Below are 17220 nucleotides of genomic sequence, written 5' to 3'. Positions count from 1 at the left end.
TGCGAAGGGCGTCGCCGGTCCTGGCGGGGCACGACCGGGACCGGTGACGCGGCCCCTGCGAAGGGCGTCGCCGGTCCTGGCGGGGCACGACCGGGACCGGTGCCCTTCCGCGCCCAGGGCGGTCATCCGGCGACGAGGACCGCCTCCGGCACCTGACCGTCGCCCCGCCGCCGCAGGACGCCGCCCGCCTCTTCGACGCCGAGCATCCGTGCCGCCTCGTACCGTTCCAGTACCACCCGCGCCACCTCCGGCGCCGGGCCCAGGACGTCCGCCAGCACGTCCGCCTCCGCCGCGCCCCGGGCGATGCGGTCCGGGAGGAAACCGGGGGCCAGGACGTACGGGGCGACGGCGACGCGGGAGCAGCCGAGTGCGCGGAGTCGGCGGACGGCGTCCTCCGTGCGCGGAAGGGATGCGGAGGCGAACGCAGGCCGCACGGCGCACCAACCGGTGTGCCGCCACTCCCGCGCGATTGCTGCGATCACTGCGATCGCCTCCGGGTCGGTGGACCCCGCCGAGGCCAGGACGACCCCGGTCGAGGACTTGTCGGCGGGTGTCAGGCCCGCCTCGTACAGGCGTCGTTCCAGGGCCCCCACGAGGAGGGGGGACGGGCCGAGGACGTCCGCCTGGTGGATGCGCAGCTGCGGGGGCGCGTCCGCGAGGACCGCGGGGATGTCCGCCTTCGCGTGGAACGCCCGGGTCAGGAGCAGGGGCAGGGCGACGACGTCGCGGACGCCCTGCACCGCCAGGGACTCCAGGACCCCCTGCACGGAGGGGACGTTGAAGTCCAGGAAGCCCGTCTCCACCCGCACGTCGGGGCGCTGTGCGCGCACCCGGCGCACCAGGGCGTGCACCGTCGCGGCGTGGCGCGGGTCGCGGCTGCCGTGGGCGATGACGAGGAGAACGGGCTTGTCGATCATGGGTTTCAGCTCTTCACCAGGAGGCCTCGGCTGCGCAGCACCCACCGCTCCAGCGGACTGAAGATGAGCAGGTCGATGGCGATGCCGACGACGAGGATCAGCAGGATGGCCTCGAACACCATGGCCATGTCGCTGGCGTTGCGGCCGTTCTCCAGCAACTGGCCGAGGCCGACGCCGAGGTCGGGGAAGGACGCGATGATCTCGGCGGCCATCAGGGAGCGCCAGGAGAAGGCCCAGCCCTGCTTCAGGCCCGCCACATAGCCGGGCAGGGCGGCCGGAAGGACGATGTGCCAGGTGCCCTTCAGGCCCGTCGCGCCGAGCGTGCGGCCCGCGCGCAGGAACAGCGGGGGCACCTGGTCGACGCCGGAGACCAGGCCGTTGGCGATCGACGGGACCGCGCCGAGCAGGATCACCGCGTACATCATCGAGTTGTTCAGGCCGAGCCAGATCACCGCCGGCGGCACCCAGGCGACCGACGGCAGGGACTGCAGGCCCGACAGGATCGGGCCGATCGCGGCGCGGATGAACTTCACCCGGGCGACGATGAGTCCCAGCGGCGTGCCGATCAGAAGGGCGAGGCAGAAGCCGAGCAGACCGCGCGAGACGCTGGTCCAGATGTAGCCGAGCAACTCGCCCTGGAGCCACGCCGTCCGGACGACGTCCCACACCGCGGACGGAGCGGGCAGCTTGGTCGGGTCGTCGACGATCCTGAACGAGACGAGCGCCTGCCAGAGGGCCAGCACCAGCGCGACGGCGAGGACGGGCGGCAGGATCTTCTGGACGAAGGTCTGCCGGAACGGCGTGCGGAGCGTCTGCCTCGACTCCAGCGCGTCGAGGCCCGCCTCCAGCCCGGCGAGATCGCTGCCGTCCTTGGCGACGGTCGTCGAATCAGTGCTGGCCATGACGGCGGATCTCCCCACGCAGTTCTTCGGTGATCTCGACGGACAGCTCCGCCACGGCGGTGTCCTCGATGCGGCGCGGATGCGCGATGTCCACGGTCCACTCGCGTGCGATCCGTCCCGGACGGGAGGACAGCAGCACCACGCGCTGCGCGAGCCGGACCGCCTCACGCACGTTGTGCGTGACGAACAGGACGGACAACTGCGTCTCGCGCCAGATGCGCGTCAGCTCGTCGTGCAGCACGTCCCGCGTGATGGCGTCCAGCGCCGCGAACGGCTCGTCCATCAGCAGCAGCTTGCTCTCCTGCGCGAGCGCACGGGCCAGTGCGACGCGCTGACGCATCCCTCCCGACAGCTCGTGCACCCGCTTGCCGTACGCGCCCTTCAGCCGCACCAGTTCGAGCAGCTCCTCGGCACGCTCGCGGCGCTCGGCCTTCGGCACACGCCGCAGCTTCAGGGCGAGTTCGATGTTCTTGCCCGCGGTCAGCCACGGGAACAGCGCGTGCTCCTGGAACATCAGCGCCGGGCGGCCGTCCGTGGTGATCTCGCCGACGGAGGGCCGGTCCAGGCCCGCCACCAGGTTGAGCAGGGTGGACTTGCCGCAGCCCGAGGCACCCAGGAGGGTGACGAACTCGCCGGGCGCGACATCGAGGGTGATGTCGTCCAGGACGAGCTGCTGCCCGGCGGGGCCCGCGAACGACTTCGACACGTGTGCGATCCGGGCGGCGTGCGTGGCCGCCTCGGTGCCGTCGGCGGCCTTGGCGAGGGTCGTGGCCATGGTCGTCACCTCCTGGGAACTTTTCACAATGCGGCTTCGGGATGCGGGCTTACTTCGCGCCGAGACCGGCGTCGTCGACCGTGGGCTCGCCCTCGGCCTTGAGGACCTCGTTCAGCGGCGCGAGGTCGTAGATGCCTTTCAGGTCCGGCTTCTCGAGCAGCCCGGCCTCGACCGCGTGCTCCGCCTCGGTGTTCAGGGTGGCGGCCAGCGGGTCGTCGGTGAACCGGATCGACTTCCACGCCGGGTCCAGCACATCCGCGGGCAGTGCCTTGCCGGAGTCGGCCTCCAGCTGCTTGTTGGCCGCTTCCTTCGCCGCGTCCGGGTGGGCGTTGATCCACCTGTTGGTCTCGACCGAGCCCTTGAGCAGGGCCTCGACGACCTTCGGGTGCTCCTCGAGGAACTGCTGCCGCACGATGATGTTCGTGATCACGAACTTCTCGTCCGGCCACAGCGTCGACTCGTCGAGCAGCACGGTGCCGCCCTCGGCGACCATCCTCGACGCCGTCGGCTCCGGCACCCAGGCGCCGTCGATCGACCCGGCCCTGAAGGCGTCCGGGGTGACCTTGTTGTCGCTGCGGACGACCGTGACGTCCCCCTTGCCGCTCTGCGGGTCGACCTTCCAGCCCTGCTCCGAGGCCCAGTTGAGGAACGCCACGTCCTGTGTGTTGCCCAGCTGCGGGGTCGCGATCCGCTTGCCCTTGACGTCCTTCAGCGACTTGATCTTGTCCGGGTTCACCACGAGCTTCACCCCGCCGGACGCCGAACCGCCGATGATGCGCAGGTTCTTGCCGCCCGACTTGGTGTAGCCGTTGATGGCGGGGGAGGGGCCGATCCATCCGATGTCGATGGAACCGGAGTTGAGCGCCTCGATCTCCGAGGGACCGGCGTTGAAGACGGCCGACCGGACCTCGGTGGCGCCGAGCGCCTTCTGGAAGATGCCCTTCTGCACGCCCACCAGCGCGGTGCCGTGGGTGAGGTTGCCGAAGTAGCCGATCTTGACGGAGTCGAGCCCCTCGATCTTCTTCGCTCCGGCGGCGATCTTCGCGGCGCCGTCGTCCTTGGCCTGGGAGCCGTAGCCGCAGGCGGCCACCGTGAGCAGCGGAAGTGCGGCGATGACCGCGAGGCCGCGGCGGCGAGCGGATGAAGCAGGCACGGGAGGTGTTCCTCTCGGAGGCCCGGCGGTCACGGTCTCTCAGGTCGTGGCCGGGAGGTCGGCGGGTCTGCGTCTACGGCGGTGGCGGGTGAGGGCGCGCATGCGGTGCGCGTACGTCAGCACACACATCGCGCCACTCCCCCCTGCCCGCTACCGAGCGCACCGCTGCCGACGCGGCCGCCCTCCTTGGCGAACATGGAGTAGAAACCGGGGGTGGTCATGTCAGAAGTCCCACCCGTCGTCCGCGGAGTCGTCCCGGACCGGTTCCGGGGCGGCGAACGACTCGCCGACCATGCCGGCGGTCAGGGTCGTGCCGTCGTTCGGGTCGATCAGGATGAACGAGCCGGTGCGGCGCGAGTCGGCGTAGGAGTCGACCGGCAGCGGCTCGGCGGTACGGATCTTCACCCGGCCGATGTCGTTGGCGACGAGCTGTCCCGGGTGCGGGTGCAGGGACAGGTCGTCGAGCGTGAGGCGGGAGGGGATGTCCTTGACGATCGCCTTGACCGTGCGGGTGCCGTGCTTGAGGAGGACCCGGTGGCCGACGGTCAGCGGGGCGTCGGCGACATGGCAGACGGTCGCCTCGATGTCCTGCGTGGTCGCGGGCGCGTCCTTGCTCGGCACGATCAGGTCGCCGCGCGAGATGTCGATGTCGTCCTCCAGCAGGAGAGTGACCGACTGCGTCGTCCAGGCCACCTCGACCGGCTCGCCGAGCAGGTCGATACCGGCGATCTTCGAGGCCCGGCCGGACGGCAGTACCGTGACGGCCTCGCCGACGCGGAAGGAACCGGCCGCGATCTGACCGGCGTAGCCGCGGTAGTCCGGGTGGTCCGGGCTCTGTGGGCGGATCACGTACTGCACGGGCAGCCGGGCGTGGCAGTGGCTCAGGTCGTGCGCGACCGGGACCGTCTCCAGGTGCTCCAGCACGGTCGGGCCGCCGTACCAGTCCATGTTCGCGGAAGGCTCCACGACGTTGTCGCCGACGAGCGCCGAGATCGGGATGGCGGTGACCTCGGGGACGCCCAGTTCGGTCGCGTAGGCCGTGAACTCCTCGGCGATCGCCGCGAACACCTTCTCGTCGTAGCCGACGAGGTCCATCTTGTTGACGGCGAGGACCGCGTGCGGGACGCGCAGCAGGGCCGCGATGGCCGCGTGCCGGCGGGTCTGCTCGACGACGCCGTTGCGGGCGTCGACCAGGATCACCGTCAGCTCGGCGGTGGAGGCGCCGGTCACCATGTTGCGCGTGTACTGCACATGGCCCGGGGTGTCGGCGAGGATGAACCGCCGCCGGGGCGTGGCGAAGTAGCGGTACGCCACGTCGATCGTGATGCCCTGCTCCCGCTCGGCCCGCAGGCCGTCCGTCAGCAGCGCGAGGTCCGGCGCCTCCTGGCCGCGGCTCGCGGAGACGCGCTCCACGGCCTCCAGCTGGTCGGTGAGGACCGACTTGGAGTCGTGCAGCAGCCGCCCGACGAGGGTGGACTTGCCGTCGTCGACGGAACCGGCGGTGGCGAACCGCAGGAGGGTGGTCTCCGAGAGTTCCTCGGTGGTGATCGTGCTCATCTCTAGAAGTACCCCTCGCGCTTGCGGTCTTCCATCGCGGCCTCGGACATCTTGTCGTCGGCGCGGGTGGCGCCGCGCTCGGTGAGCCGGGAGGCGGCGATCTCGACGATCACCTTCTCGATGGTGTCGGCGTCGGAGTCCACCGCGCCGGTGCAGGACATGTCACCCACGGTCCGGTAGCGCACGAGCCGCTTCTCGACCCTCTCGCCGTCCTTGGGTCCGCCCCACTCGCCGGCGGTCAGCCACATGCCGCTGCGGGAGAACACCTCACGCTCGTGCGCGTAGTAGATCTCGGGCAGTTCGATGCCCTCGCGGGCGATGTACTGCCACACGTCCAGCTCGGTCCAGTTGGACAGCGGGAACACACGGACGTGCTCGCCCGGCGCGTGCCGGCCGTTGTACAGGTTCCACAGCTCCGGGCGCTGGCGGCGCGGGTCCCACTGCGAGAACTCGTCCCGCAGCGAGAACACCCGCTCCTTGGCCCGGGCCTTCTCCTCGTCGCGGCGGCCGCCGCCGAAGACGGCGTCGAACTTCTCCGCCTGGATCTTCTCGGTCAGCGGCAGCGTCTGGAGCGGATTGCGGGTGCCGTCCGGGCGCTCCTTGAGCACACCGCGGTCGATGTAGTCCTGCACGGAGGCGACGTGCAGCCGCAGCCCGTGCTTCTCCACCGTGCGGTCGCGGTAGTCGAGGACCTCGGGGAAGTTGTGCCCGGTGTCCACGTGCAGCAGCGAGAAGGGCACCGAGGCCGGGCGGAAGGCCTTCACCGCCAGGTGCAGCATGACGATGGAGTCCTTGCCGCCGGAGAAGAGGATCACCGGCCGCTCGAACTCGCCCGCCACCTCGCGGAAGATGTGCACCGCCTCGGACTCGAGGGCGTCGAGGTGCGACAGCGCGTACGGGCTGTCGGTCTCCTCGGAAACGGTGGCGACGGTCGTCATGCCAGTCCCCTTTCGGTCAGCAGGGCGTACACGGAAGCCGCGGACTCCTGCACGGTCTGGTTCTGCGACTCGATCCGCAGATCGGGCGACTCGGGCGCCTCGTACGGGTCGTCGACCCCGGTGAGCCCCGAGAGCTCACCCGCGGCCTGCTTGGCGTACAGCCCCTTCACGTCCCGCTCGCTGCACACCTCGACCGGCGTGGCCACGTGCACCTCGACATACGCCGTGCCGTTCGCCTGGTGGCGCTTGCGCACCGCGTCCCGGCTGTCCTGGTACGGCGCGATGACCGGGACGAGGGCCAGCACACCGTTGCGGGCGAGCAACTCGGCGACGAAGCCGATGCGCTGCACGTTGGTGTGCCGGTCCTCGCGGCTGAAGCCGAGGCCCGCCGAGATGAACTCGCGGATCTCGTCGCCGTCGAGCACCTCGACCCGGTGGCCCTCCTCGCGGAGCCGGCCGGCCAGTTCGTAGGCGATCGTGGTCTTGCCGGCGCTCGGCAGACCCGTGAGCCAGACGGTGGCTCCGGTCGTCACGTCACTCTCCTGAATCGTCGTCGTCATCCGTGCAGCCCGCACTCGGTCTTGCCGCGGCCCGCCCAGCGGCCGGCGCGCGCGTCCTCGCCCTGAAGGACGCGGCGGGTGCAGGGGGCGCAGCCGACGGAGGCGTAGCCGTCCATCAGCAGGGGGTTCGTCAGGACGCCGTGCTCGGTGACGTACGCGTCGACGTCGTCCTGAGTCCAGCGGGCGATCGGCGAGATCTTGACCTTCTGCCGCTTCTCGTCCCAGCCGACCACCGGGGTGTTCGCCCGGGTCGGGGACTCGTCGCGGCGCAGACCGGTCGCCCAGGCCTGGTAGTCCTTCAGGCCCTGCTCCAGCGGCTGCACCTTGCGCAGCTTGCAGCACAGGTCGGGGTCGCGGTCGTGCAGCTTCGGGCCGTACTCGGCGTCCTGCTCGGCGACCGTCTGAACCGGGGTGAGCGTGATGAGGTTGACGTCCATCACGGCCTCGACCGCGTCACGGGTGCCGATGGTCTCTTCGAAGTGGTAGCCGGTGTCGAGGAAGACCACGTCGACGCCGGGCATGGCGCGGGCGGCGAGGTGGGCGACCACCGCGTCTTCCATCGAGGAGGTCACGCAGAAGCGCTTGCCGAACGTCTCGGCCGCCCACCGGAGGATCTCCAGCGCGGAGGCGTCCTCCAGATCACGGCCCGCCTGCTCGGCGAGCTGCTTCCATTCCCCGGCGGTGCGCATGTCCTGAACGGTCGTCATATCTGTGCCCCTCCGGAATCGGATCGCTTCAGCCCCTGGGCCAGCAGCCCGAGGAACTTCAGCGAGAAGGCCCGGCTGCACGCCGCGCATTCCCACGCGCCGTGCCTGCCCTCGGCGGCCTCGCTCGGACGCAGGTCCTCGTCGCCGCAGTAGGGGCAGTAGAACGGTGCCGCCCGCTCGCTCACGACAGGGCCTCCTCGCTGGCCCGCGCCGCCCAGGCGGCGAAGCGCTCGCCGTCCTCGCGTTCGGCCTGGAACCGCTTCAGGACGCGCTCGACGTAGTCCGGGAGTTCCTCGGAGGTGACCTTCAGGCCGCGCACCTTGCGGCCGAAGCCGGCCTCCAGGCCCAGGGCGCCGCCCAGGTGCACCTGGTAGCCCTCGACCTGCTCGCCCTGGTCGTTGAGCATGAGCTGGCCCTTGAGACCGATGTCCGCCACCTGGATACGGGCGCAGGCGTTCGGGCAGCCGTTGAGGTTGATGGTGAGCGGCTCGTCGAAGTCCGGCAGACGGCGCTCCAGTTCGTCGATCAGCTGCGAGCCGCGCTGCTTGGTCTCGACGATGGCGAGCTTGCAGAACTCGATGCCGGTGCAGGCCATGGTGCCGCGCCGGAAGGAGGAGGGCCGGGCGGTGAGGTCGAGCGCCTCCAGGGCCTCGACGAGCGACTCGACCTGGTTCTCCTCGACGTCGAGGACGATCATCTTCTGCTCGACGGTGGTGCGTACCCGGCCCGAGCCGTGCGCCTCGGCGAGATCGGCGATCTTCGTGATCGTCGCGCCGTCGACGCGTCCGACGCGCGGCGCGAAGCCGACGTAGAACCGGCCGTCCTTCTGCCGGTGCACACCGATGTGGTCGCGCCAGAGCTGGGACGGCTGCTCGGGAGCCGGGCCGTCGGTGAGCTTGCGCTGGAGGTACTCGTCCTCCAGCACCTGCCGGAACTTCTCCGGGCCCCAGTCCGCGACGAGGAACTTCAGGCGGGCGCGGGTGCGCAGCCGGCGGTAGCCGTAGTCACGGAAGATCGAGATGACACCCTCGTAGACGTCCGGCACGTCGTCGATCGACACCCAGGTGCCCAGCCGCACGCCCAGCTTGGGGTTGGTGGACAGGCCGCCGCCGACCCACACGTCGAAGCCGGGGCCGTGCTCGGGGTGCCGCACGCCGACGAACGCGACGTCGTTGATCTCGTGCACCACGTCCAGCACCGGCGAACCCGAGATGGCCGTCTTGAACTTGCGGGGGAGGTTCGAGTACGCCGGGTTGTTCAGGACGCGGCGCTTCATCTCCTCCAATGCCGGGGTGGCGTCGATGATCTCGTCCTCGGCGATGCCCGCCACCGGCGAGCCGATCATGACGCGCGGGGTGTCGCCGCAGGCGGTGACCGTCGACAGGCCCACGCCCTCCAGCCGGTTCCAGATCTCGGGAACGTCCTCGATGCGGATCCAGTGGTACTGCACGTTCTGCCGGTCCGTGATGTCGGCGGTGCCGCGCGCGAACTCCTGCGAGATCTCGCCGATGACCCGCAGCTGCCGCGTGGTCAGTGCCCCGCCGTCGATCCGGACACGCAGCATGAAGTACTCGTCGTCCAGCTCCTCCGGCTCCAGGATCGCCGTCTTGCCGCCGTCGATGCCGGGCTTGCGCTGGGTGTACAGCCCCCACCAGCGCATACGGCCGCGCAGATCGTTCGGGTCGATCGAGTCGAAGCCCCGCTTGGAGTAGATCGTCTCAATGCGTGTCCGCACATTGAGACCGTCGTCGTCCTTCTTGAACTGCTCGTTGCCGTTCAGCGGGGTGAAGTGCCCCGCGGCCCACTGGCCCTCACCGCGGTGACGGCTCACCTTGCGGCGGGGAGTCGCGGCGGCAGGCTTCTGCGGGGTGGCGGCCATGGTTGATACGTCCTTCGGGACAGGCGAAAATGCGGCTCTGACCTGCGCATGCGGGCGCATGGGCATAGGGCGCGTCATTGCGCGAGGGGTGAGGCGGGAAAGAAGAAGGTCGGGCGCGGGCTGAGTACGCTCAGTGCGCCGGACAGATGGCGCTGGACATGCGGCCGAGGTCGACGTGCCGCCGACTCACCAAGGCAATCCCAGTTCCAGACATGACGGAAGCGTGTCACGGCGATCTGGACACAGTCCAGCTTCGTCCAAGATGCGGACACCCTTGTCTCGCACAGCAAGACAAGGGTGTTGTGGGTCACATCGAGTGCCCCCGAGGTGTCCGTCCAGGTCAGACGGGGAACGCCCCAGGCCACGGTCCCGGAGCGGCGGCCTCCGCCTCCTCCTCGACCTTGGTGTCGAACAGCTTGAAGCCCCGCCGCCGGTAGTTGTCCATCGCGTGCTCGCCGTCCTTGCTGCAGGTGTGCAGCCAGACCCGCTTCGTCGGCGTCAGCCCGGCCCAGCGGTCCGCGAGGTCCCAGGCCCGGGCCGTGCCGTACGACAGCAGGTGCCCGCCGATGCGCCGGCCCCGGAAGGCGGGCAGCAGCCCGAAGTAGACGATCTCCACGACCGCGTCGTCCTGCGCCTCCAGCTCCACGTACCCCGCGGGCGTGCCCCGGTCGTACGCCACCCACGTCTCCACGCCGGGCCGCTCCAGGTGCTCCACCCACCGCTCGTACGACCAGCCGAGCCGGTCCGTCCAGAGGATGTCGCCGCCCACCGACGCGTACAGGAACCGGCTGAACTCGGGCGAGGGTACCTCGGAGCGGACGACCCGGACGTCCCCGCCCGGCGCGACGGCCGGCAGCAGGTCGGTCGGGGAGGTCTGCTCCAGGGACCAGGTGGTCACGGCGATGGTGGTCATGCGGGCCAGAAAATCATCCGACCCGCTCGTCTGTCGATCGGCCCCGTGCCCAGCGGGCCGCTCCCGTCAGCCCAGCGCCCGGTCGATCGACGCCAGCGGCAGCGCGAACAGCGTCCGCCCCGACTGGGACCAGACCTCGCCGGTCTCCTCCCAGTAGGACAGGGAACCCGACCGGCCGCTCCAGCAGCGCCGTGTCCCGTCCGTGCCGCACCGCGTCGCCCGCGCGCCCTCCTCGTCCTGGCGCCACAGCGTCCCGTGACCGCCCGGGCTTCCCGCCGCGCGGTCCAGATACCAGCCCGAGCGGTACGCCAGCACACCCCGCACATCGGTCGTCCTCGTCTCGTACGCCTCGACCGGGGCCGCCCGTCCGGAGGAGTCCGTGCTGAGCAGGCCCGAGCGGGCCGGGTCCCGGCTCAGCGCGTAGCGCCACAGCCGGGTGCGCCGGTCCCCGTCCGCGGGCACCCACTCGCTCGCGACCAGACTGTCGGGGGAGGTGCTGCGGTCCAGGGAGACGGTGGCCGGGCGGGACACGTCGTCGCCGCCGGGCAGGGTGTACGAGGCCACGGCGGGCAGCACGTACCGGTGGCCGTGCGCCGCCCAGCCGCCCCGGACCCGGCCGACCGCGTCGGACTCGACGGTGGCGCGCTGGATGCGGTCCATGTCGTACACGTACAGCGCGTCCCGGTCGCGCTCGCGGGTGGTCACCAGCAGCTTGTCCTGGTACCAGACCATGCCGGACAGCGGGGAGACCAGCCCCCGGTAGTCCCGCCCGCCGTCCACCGGGACGGCCAGCAGGGCCCAGGTGTAGCGCAGCCGGGCGGAGTCGTTCGCGTCGACGAAGGCGACCTTGGCCAGGCCCTGCCCGGGAGCCGGGCCGTCCAGGGACCCGCCCTCGGCGGCGCCGCGGGTCCAGCCGGAGAGGATCACGCGGTTGCCGCCCCAGCGGCCGTCGTCGTCCGCGTCGCCGGAGGTGGTGACCCCGCCGGCCCGCCAGCCCCGGGTGTCGGAGCCGCCGAAGCAGTACACGCGGGTGGCCGCCGGCTCCACCGGCAGGCTGTGCTTGTCGGCCGCCGGACAGTGGGCCGCGTCCCGCAACGGCAGGTCGGCACCCTCCAGCACCGTGCCGACACCCACGGGCCGGCCCATCTTCGACGCGAGCCGGTCCAGCCACCGCCCGGGCACCCGGTGCTCGGCCAGCGGCAGCCGCCCGCCGTCGTCGGACGCGACCGGCTTCAGCGCCCCGGGGGCATCGGTGACGGTGGCCTGTGAAGCGCTGATCAGGGTGGCGGCGGCGGTGAGCGCGAGGGCCGTCCCGGCCAGGGTCGCGCGCAGCGCCCTGCCCCGCCTGCGCCGCCGGTGTCTGCCGCGATGCTTCATAACGTCCTCCCGAGACGGACCAACTGCGCCTGGTGATCCGTACGTTGACGGAGGAGCAGGTGGGGTGGCCCGTAGAGGGATGCTACGGCAGGTAAGCGGTGCGGGGGACGAAGACCCTGCAAATATGCGAAAGATGCACCCTCGGGACGGTGTGTACGGCACGTGCGGTGAACCTCAGGGCGGCGATGCGGACCCGCGCCGCCTGTTCACCGCCGGTGCGGTCGAGTGCGGCAGCAGATGCCGCGGGTCCTCCGGGAGCAGCACCTCCACTTCGGCGTCCTCCGCGAACCGGTACGGCCGGTGCTCCAGGAACGCCCCCAGATACCGCCGCACCCGCGACATCTCGGCGCGCACCGTGACCGTGCGGGCCGGGTCGCCGAACATGTCCCCGGCCAGGCCCGCGGCGCTGCGGCCCGAGCGGTGGACGGCGAGGAGATACAGCAACTCCGCGTGCCGGGGGCTCAGTTCCCGGGTCCAGGAGCCCGCCCCGCCGTGCACCTGCACCGACCAGTGCCGCGCCTGCCTGAGGTCCAGCACGATCCGGGCCGGGCCGTGCGGCACCGGCTCGTCGGCGGCCGCCGAGAGCAGCCAGCCCCCGGCCAGCGGCTCCACCGAGCACAGCCCGAGCGCCGGCAGCCATCTCGGGCCCGCGGACAGCGACTTGGGCAGGGCCACGCGTCGCACGTACGGCATGCCGCTGACCGCGGCGGTCCAGCCGTCCGGGTCGACGGCCAGGGCACGGACGCCGGCCCGGGCCAGCACCGGCGCCGCCACCGCCCGCAGCCGCTCCAGCGACTCCACGTGCATCTCCCGCAGCCGCGCCTCGGCCAACTTGGCCACCGAGCCGACCCAGGCGAGCGTGGCCGGATGCATCGTCTCCAGCGGCCCGCTCACGTCCACCACGCCGAGCAGCCGGCCGTCCCGCGGATCCGTCAGGGGAGCACCCGCACACGTCCACCCGGCCTGGGAGCGCACGAAGTGCTCGGACGCGAACACCTGCACCGGCCGGCGCACCACCGCCGGGGCGCCCACACCGTTCGTGCCGACGACGTCCTCACGCCAGTCCGCGCCGAGTTCTAAGCCGAGCCCGTCGGCCTTGCGCAGCACCGGCGGGCTGCCCTCGCGCCACAGCACCCGTCCGTCCTCGTCGGCCACCACCATGATGTGGTGGGCGACGTCCGCGGCGGCCAGCAGCCCCTCCCGCAGCACCGGCAGCACATGGCGCAACACCGACGTCTCGCGCCGCCGCTGCACCTCCTCGCGGGACAGCGGATCCGCCCGGACGTCGTGATCCGGGTCGACGCCGCTGCGCAGCATCCGCTCCCAGGACCGCTCGATCACCGGACGCGGCGCCACCGGAGCGGGTTGCCCGGCCAGCCGGGCGGAGCGGACCTCGCTGAGGACCCGGGCCGCGCGCGAGCTGTCCACGGCGGCCAAGTGCGTGACGTCCATACGCGGTGCGCCCCCCGGAGTCGCTTTTCGACGGTCCGTCTCATAGTGCCGCCTGCCCGAGGGGTGTGCGCACGGTCCGCACGCAGTCAGCAGCAAGTTGCAACCCCTTGCAACCCTGGTGGCCCGGCCCGCCGTGTCCGAAACTTGAGCGGCGCCGTCCCGAGCGGCGTTCAGTGGCTCGAACGGGCCAGTGCGGCGGGGGTGGTGCCGTGTCGGCGCGGCACCACCCCCGTTTCTCCCGTCCACCCGACGGCGGACCGGGTCAGGACACCGGCCGGGCCCGCTCCACCACCGACGCCAGGTCCAGCGTGTGCGGCAGCGTCCCGAAGACCGCGCCCCCGTCGCCCCCGAGCCGCCCCGCGCAGAACGCGTCGGCGACCTGCGGTGGCGCGAAACGGACCAGCAACGAGCCCTGGAGCACCAGCGCGAGCCGCTCCGCCAGCCGCCGCGCCCGCCCCTCCACGCCCTCCAGGTCGGCGAGATCGGTCAGCAGGTTCTTGATGGCCGCGTCGAGGCGGTGATCCGCGCCGCGCGCCTGCCCGACCTCCCGCAGATACGCGTCCAGCGCCCCCGGCTCCCGCTGCAACGCCCGCAGCACGTCCAGCGCCTGGACATTGCCCGCGCCCTCCCAGACGGAGTTCAGGGGCGACTCGCGCACCAGCCGCGGCATTCCGGACTCCTCCACGTACCCGTTGCCGCCGAGGCACTCCGCCGCCTCCACGGCAACGGACGGGCACCGCTTGGTCACCCAGTACTTGGCGGCCGGCACGGCGATCCGCAGCAGCGCCCGCTCCTGCTCGCCCCCGTCGTCGCAGGCCGCCGCGAGCCGCAGCGCCAGGGTCGTCGCCGCCTCCGACTCCAGCGCCAGGTCGGCCAGGACGTTGCGCATGAGCGGCTTGTCGACGAGCTTCCCGCCGAACGCCTCGCGGTACGTGCAGTGGTGCACCGCCTGCGCCACGGCCTGCCGCATCAGCCCCGCCGAGCCCAGCACACAGTCGAGCCGGGTCGCCGCCACCATCTCGATGATGGTGCGCACCCCGCGCCCCTCCTCGCTCACCCGGCGCGCCCAGGTCCCGTCGAACTCGACCTCGGCCGAGGCGTTCGACCGGTTGCCGAGCTTGTCCTTGAGCCGCTGGAGCAGGAACACGTTGCGCGTGCCGTCCGCCAGCAGCCGCGGCACCAGGAAGCAGGTGAGCCCGCCCGGCGCCTGCGCCAGTACCAGGAAACCGTCGGACATGGGCGCCGAGCAGAACCACTTGTGCCCGGTCAGCTGGTACGTCCCGTCCTCGGCGAGCGGCCGGGCCGACGTGGTGTTCGCCCGGACGTCGCTGCCGCCCTGCTTCTCCGTCATGCCCATCCCGAACAGCGCCCCGGCCTTGAGGTGGGCGGGCCGCAGCTCACGTTCGTAGATCATGGACGTCAGCCGCGGTTCCCACTCGGCGGCCAGGTCCGGGTCATGGCGCAGGGCGGGCACCGCCGCGTGCGTCATGGACAGCGGGCAGCCGTTGCCGGCCTCGACCTGCGTCCACACCAGGAAGGCGGCGGCCCGCCGCAGATGCCCGGCCGGCCGGTCCCACGCCGCCGTCAGACCGGCCGAGACGCCCTTGCCGAGCAGCCGGTGCCAGGAGGGGTGGAACTCGACCTCGTCGACACGGTTGCCGTACCGGTCGTGCGTGAGCAGCCGGGGCGGGTTCTCGTTCGCCAGCCTCCCCCACTCCTGCACCTGGGCCGAGCCGGAGGTCCGGCCCAGTGCCGCCAACTCGCCGAGGACCTCCTCGCGCAGCTCCGGGTCGAGGTGCCGGCCGACCGCGGCGGTCAGGGCCCGGTCGGCGGAGAAGACGTCGTAGCCGACCAGCGGCGGGACCTGGTTCGTCACGGTGTGGGTGCTGCCTGCCATGCTGCGAAAGTACCCCGCGGTAGCACCTTGGCACTCGGCGGACCCGGGCCGGTCCGCGAAGACCCGGCCTGTGGGTGAGTGGGGCCGGGCGCGACGGATACCGTTAGGGGGTGCAGCCAGCGAGTGACACCCCCGACACGCCCTCCGGGCGCCTCCACCGGGCGCGGGCCCTGTACCGGAACGTCTCCAAACGCAAGACCGCCTGGCTGTTGCTCAAGGACACCGTCAACTCCTGCATCGAGTACCGCATCCTCGGCCTCGCCGCCGAGGCCGCGTTCTTCACGCTGCTGTCGGTGCCGCCGCTGCTGCTGAGCATGATCGGGCTGCTCGGCTACGTCGACGCCTGGACCGGCGCCGACACCATCGAGAGCCTCCAGACCAGCCTCCTGGAGGCCTCCCGCACGGTCCTGTCCGACCGGGGCGTGCGCGAGATCGCCCAGCCGATCCTGCACGACGTGATGAAGGGCGGCCGGCCCGACGTCATCTCCATCGGCTTCCTGTTCGCCCTCTGGTCGGGCTCCCGCGCGGTGAACGTCTTCATCGACACCATCACCGTGATGTACGGCCTCGACGGTGTCCGGGGCATCGTCAAGACCCGCCTGTTGGCGTTCCTGCTGTTCATCGTGGCCCTGCTCATCGGTTCGGTCGCGCTGCCGCTGATGGTGGCCGGGCCGGATGCGGTGGTGCGGGTCGTGCCGTGGTCGACGACGCTCGTGCAGGTCCTGTACTGGCCGGTGGTGATCCTCCTGTCGATCGCCTTCCTGACGACGCTGTACCACGTGTCCGTCCCGGTCCGCTCCCCGTGGATCGAGGACGTGCCCGGCGCGCTGGTCGCCCTCGGCATGTGGGTGCTCGGCAGCTTCCTGCTGCGGATCTACCTGTCCAGCACGGTGGAGGGCCCCACGATCTACGGCTCCCTCGCCGCGCCCGTCGCCGTGCTGCTGTGGATCGGTGTGTCCGCGTTCGCCGTGCTCGTCGGGGCCGCCGTCAACGCCGCCATCGACCGGGTCTGGCCGGCCGCCGCCACCGCCGCGGCCCGCGAGGCCAACGAACGGCTGCGGCAGGCCCAGGTCGCCGAGTACGTCGCACGCGCCACCGCCGCGGGCGACGCCGATCCCGACATGCCCTCCGAGTTCCCGGAACGCTGGTCCCGCTTCCTGCCCCCGGAGGACGTGTCGTCCCGGCTGCGCACCCATGTGAAGAGCACCCACGTGAAGAACACCCAGGTGAAGAACGCCCAGGTGAAGACCACCCAGATCAACGGGGAGGGACGGCCGCCCGAGGAGCGGTGACGGACGCCGGTCTCAGGGCCTCCAGGTCCCGGCCGCGGCCTCCTCGCGCACGAAATCGCCGAAGTCCCGGGGATCGCGGCCCAGGACCTCCCGCACCCCGCCGGAGAGGCGGGCGTTGCGGCCGTCGAGGAGGGTGCCGAAGATCTCCGTCATCCCCGCCACCTCCTCCGGCGGCACACCGAACCCCACCAGCGCCTCCCCGTACTCCCGTGCCGAGACGGCCCGGTACGTCAGCGGACGCCCCGTCGCCCCCGCGATCTCCGCCACCGCCTCCCCGAAGGTCAGCAACCGGGACCCCGAGAGCGTGAGGGTGCGCCCCGTATACCGGTCTCCGGCCGTCAGCGCGGTCACCACCACGTCCGCGATGTCCCGCACGTCGAGGAACGGCTCGCGCACCTCGTCGGCCGGGAACACCAGCTCCCCGCGCTCCCGCAGCTCCGCCACCAGCGGACCCTCGCTGAAGTTCTGCGCGAACCACGCGGCCCGTACGACCGTCCAGTCCGCCCCCGACGCGTGCAGCGCCTCCTCGGTGGGCAGGGCCTGGTCCTCGCCGCGCGCGGACAGCAGCACCAGCCGCCGCACCCCGAGGCCGACCGCCTCCCGCGCGAGGTTGCCGACCACCTCGGCGGCACCCGGAGCGCCGACGTCCGAGGGGTGGACGAGGTAGGCCGCGTCGGCGCCGCGCAGGGCGTCCGCCCAGGTCGAGCCGTCCCACCAGTCGAAGCCGGTCGTGCGCGACGCCGCCCGCACCATGAGCCCGGCCGCCGCCGCGGCCCGCGCCACCCGGCTGCCGGTACGCCCCGAGGCGCCCGTCACCACCACCGTCATCTCCCTCGGGATCCGTGCCGTGTTGTCCGCCGTGTTCGTCATGCCGTCGAGTCAACTGCCGTACACCGCACGG

17 protein-coding genes are annotated in these 17220 nt (G+C 71.8%); 1 reads left to right on the top strand and 16 read right to left on the bottom strand.

What is annotated here, in order from left to right:
• Positions 1-122 precede the first annotated feature (122 nt).
• The 15 genes from QNO09_RS20625 to QNO09_RS20560 all read right to left on the bottom strand — a co-directional run bounded on the left by QNO09_RS20625 (position 123) and on the right by QNO09_RS20560 (position 15027).
• Positions 123-917, bottom strand: coding sequence for a sirohydrochlorin chelatase (locus QNO09_RS20625; protein WP_283971687.1), 795 nt, complete (start codon positions 915-917; stop codon positions 123-125).
• A 5-nt stretch (positions 918-922) separates the two neighbouring features.
• Complete coding sequence (locus QNO09_RS20620; RefSeq protein WP_283971686.1) at positions 923-1819, bottom strand: ABC transporter permease; 897 nt, start codon at positions 1817-1819, stop codon at positions 923-925.
• The gene (locus QNO09_RS20615; RefSeq protein WP_283971685.1) at positions 1806-2594 is read right to left on the bottom strand and encodes an ABC transporter ATP-binding protein; all 789 of its coding nucleotides are present in this window, start codon (positions 2592-2594) and stop codon (positions 1806-1808) included. Before QNO09_RS20615 ends, QNO09_RS20620 begins: the two co-directional genes overlap by 14 nt.
• Before the next feature lie 49 nt (positions 2595-2643).
• Positions 2644-3747, bottom strand: coding sequence for an aliphatic sulfonate ABC transporter substrate-binding protein (locus QNO09_RS20610; RefSeq protein ID WP_283971684.1), 1104 nt, complete (start codon positions 3745-3747; stop codon positions 2644-2646).
• Between the two features lie 222 nt (positions 3748-3969).
• Positions 3970-5304, bottom strand: coding sequence for a sulfate adenylyltransferase subunit 1 (locus QNO09_RS20605; RefSeq protein ID WP_283971683.1), 1335 nt, complete (start codon positions 5302-5304; stop codon positions 3970-3972).
• A gap of 2 nt (positions 5305-5306) precedes the next feature.
• Entirely contained in the window at positions 5307-6242 is a 936-nt protein-coding gene (gene cysD, locus QNO09_RS20600; RefSeq protein ID WP_283971682.1) for a sulfate adenylyltransferase subunit CysD, read from the bottom strand.
• Positions 6239-6775, bottom strand: a complete 537-nt coding sequence (gene cysC / locus QNO09_RS20595; protein ID WP_283971681.1) for an adenylyl-sulfate kinase — start codon at positions 6773-6775, stop codon at positions 6239-6241. Before cysC ends, cysD begins: the two co-directional genes overlap by 4 nt.
• Before the next feature lie 23 nt (positions 6776-6798).
• Positions 6799-7509, bottom strand: a complete 711-nt coding sequence (locus QNO09_RS20590) for a phosphoadenylyl-sulfate reductase (protein ID WP_283971680.1) — start codon at positions 7507-7509, stop codon at positions 6799-6801.
• Complete coding sequence (locus QNO09_RS20585) at positions 7506-7694, bottom strand: hypothetical protein (protein ID WP_031133932.1); 189 nt, start codon at positions 7692-7694, stop codon at positions 7506-7508. The genes QNO09_RS20590 and QNO09_RS20585 overlap by 4 nt, the downstream gene beginning before the upstream one ends.
• Entirely contained in the window at positions 7691-9388 is a 1698-nt protein-coding gene (locus tag QNO09_RS20580; protein WP_283971679.1) for a nitrite/sulfite reductase, read from the bottom strand. Before QNO09_RS20580 ends, QNO09_RS20585 begins: the two co-directional genes overlap by 4 nt.
• A 130-nt stretch (positions 9389-9518) precedes the next feature.
• Positions 9519-9602 carry a putative leader peptide gene (locus QNO09_RS39725; RefSeq protein ID WP_311241247.1) on the bottom strand — a complete coding sequence of 28 codons (84 nt, stop codon included), beginning with the start codon at positions 9600-9602 and terminating at the stop codon, positions 9519-9521.
• Positions 9603-9728: 126 nt separating this feature from the next.
• Positions 9729-10301, bottom strand: a complete 573-nt coding sequence (locus tag QNO09_RS20575) for a GNAT family N-acetyltransferase (protein WP_283971678.1) — start codon at positions 10299-10301, stop codon at positions 9729-9731.
• A 66-nt stretch (positions 10302-10367) separates the two neighbouring features.
• Positions 10368-11678, bottom strand: coding sequence for a hypothetical protein (locus QNO09_RS20570; protein ID WP_283971677.1), 1311 nt, complete (start codon positions 11676-11678; stop codon positions 10368-10370).
• Between the two features lie 174 nt (positions 11679-11852).
• Complete coding sequence (locus tag QNO09_RS20565) at positions 11853-13130, bottom strand: GAF domain-containing protein (RefSeq protein ID WP_283971676.1); 1278 nt, start codon at positions 13128-13130, stop codon at positions 11853-11855.
• Between the two features lie 262 nt (positions 13131-13392).
• Positions 13393-15027 (bottom strand): acyl-CoA dehydrogenase family protein, encoded by a 1635-nt coding sequence (locus QNO09_RS20560; protein ID WP_283971675.1) that lies wholly within the window; start codon positions 15025-15027, stop codon positions 13393-13395.
• A 110-nt stretch (positions 15028-15137) separates the two neighbouring features.
• Between QNO09_RS20560 and QNO09_RS20555 the strand changes: the two genes are divergently transcribed.
• A complete protein-coding gene (locus QNO09_RS20555) occupies positions 15138-16319 on the top strand; it encodes a YihY/virulence factor BrkB family protein (RefSeq protein ID WP_283971674.1) in 1182 nt (393 codons plus the stop codon).
• A gap of 12 nt (positions 16320-16331) precedes the next feature.
• On the opposite strand, the gene QNO09_RS20550 is transcribed toward QNO09_RS20555, so the two are convergent.
• Positions 16332-17189 (bottom strand): NmrA family NAD(P)-binding protein, encoded by an 858-nt coding sequence (locus QNO09_RS20550; RefSeq protein ID WP_283971673.1) that lies wholly within the window; start codon positions 17187-17189, stop codon positions 16332-16334.
• Positions 17190-17220: the final 31 nt, after the last annotated feature.

Origin of the sequence: Streptomyces sp. 378, from assembly GCF_030124145.1 — a bacterium.
GTDB lineage: Bacteria > Actinomycetota > Actinomycetes > Streptomycetales > Streptomycetaceae > Streptomyces.
The sequence above is the reverse complement of the archived record's forward strand: the minus strand, read 5'-3'. Positions and strand labels throughout refer to the sequence as shown.

Excerpts from the sequence above, each read along its gene's own strand:
- QNO09_RS20550 (WP_283971673.1), bottom strand. The coding sequence starts at position 17,189 with ATGACGAACACGGCGGACAACACGGCACGGATCCCGAGGGAGATGACG.
- QNO09_RS20605 (WP_283971683.1), bottom strand. The coding sequence starts at position 5,304 with ATGAGCACGATCACCACCGAGGAACTCTCGGAGACCACCCTCCTGCGG.
- QNO09_RS20620 (WP_283971686.1), bottom strand. The coding sequence starts at position 1,819 with ATGGCCAGCACTGATTCGACGACCGTCGCCAAGGACGGCAGCGATCTC.
- QNO09_RS39725 (WP_311241247.1), bottom strand. The coding sequence starts at position 9,602 with ATGTCTGGAACTGGGATTGCCTTGGTGAGTCGGCGGCACGTCGACCTC.
- QNO09_RS20580 (WP_283971679.1), bottom strand. The coding sequence starts at position 9,388 with ATGGCCGCCACCCCGCAGAAGCCTGCCGCCGCGACTCCCCGCCGCAAG.
- QNO09_RS20565 (WP_283971676.1), bottom strand. The coding sequence starts at position 13,130 with ATGGACGTCACGCACTTGGCCGCCGTGGACAGCTCGCGCGCGGCCCGG.
- QNO09_RS20560 (WP_283971675.1), bottom strand. The coding sequence starts at position 15,027 with ATGGCAGGCAGCACCCACACCGTGACGAACCAGGTCCCGCCGCTGGTC.
- cysD (WP_283971682.1), bottom strand. The coding sequence starts at position 6,242 with ATGACGACCGTCGCCACCGTTTCCGAGGAGACCGACAGCCCGTACGCG.
- QNO09_RS20615 (WP_283971685.1), bottom strand. The coding sequence starts at position 2,594 with ATGGCCACGACCCTCGCCAAGGCCGCCGACGGCACCGAGGCGGCCACG.
- QNO09_RS20590 (WP_283971680.1), bottom strand. The coding sequence starts at position 7,509 with ATGACGACCGTTCAGGACATGCGCACCGCCGGGGAATGGAAGCAGCTC.
- QNO09_RS20625 (WP_283971687.1), bottom strand. The coding sequence starts at position 917 with ATGATCGACAAGCCCGTTCTCCTCGTCATCGCCCACGGCAGCCGCGAC.
- QNO09_RS20575 (WP_283971678.1), bottom strand. The coding sequence starts at position 10,301 with ATGACCACCATCGCCGTGACCACCTGGTCCCTGGAGCAGACCTCCCCG.
- QNO09_RS20570 (WP_283971677.1), bottom strand. The coding sequence starts at position 11,678 with ATGAAGCATCGCGGCAGACACCGGCGGCGCAGGCGGGGCAGGGCGCTG.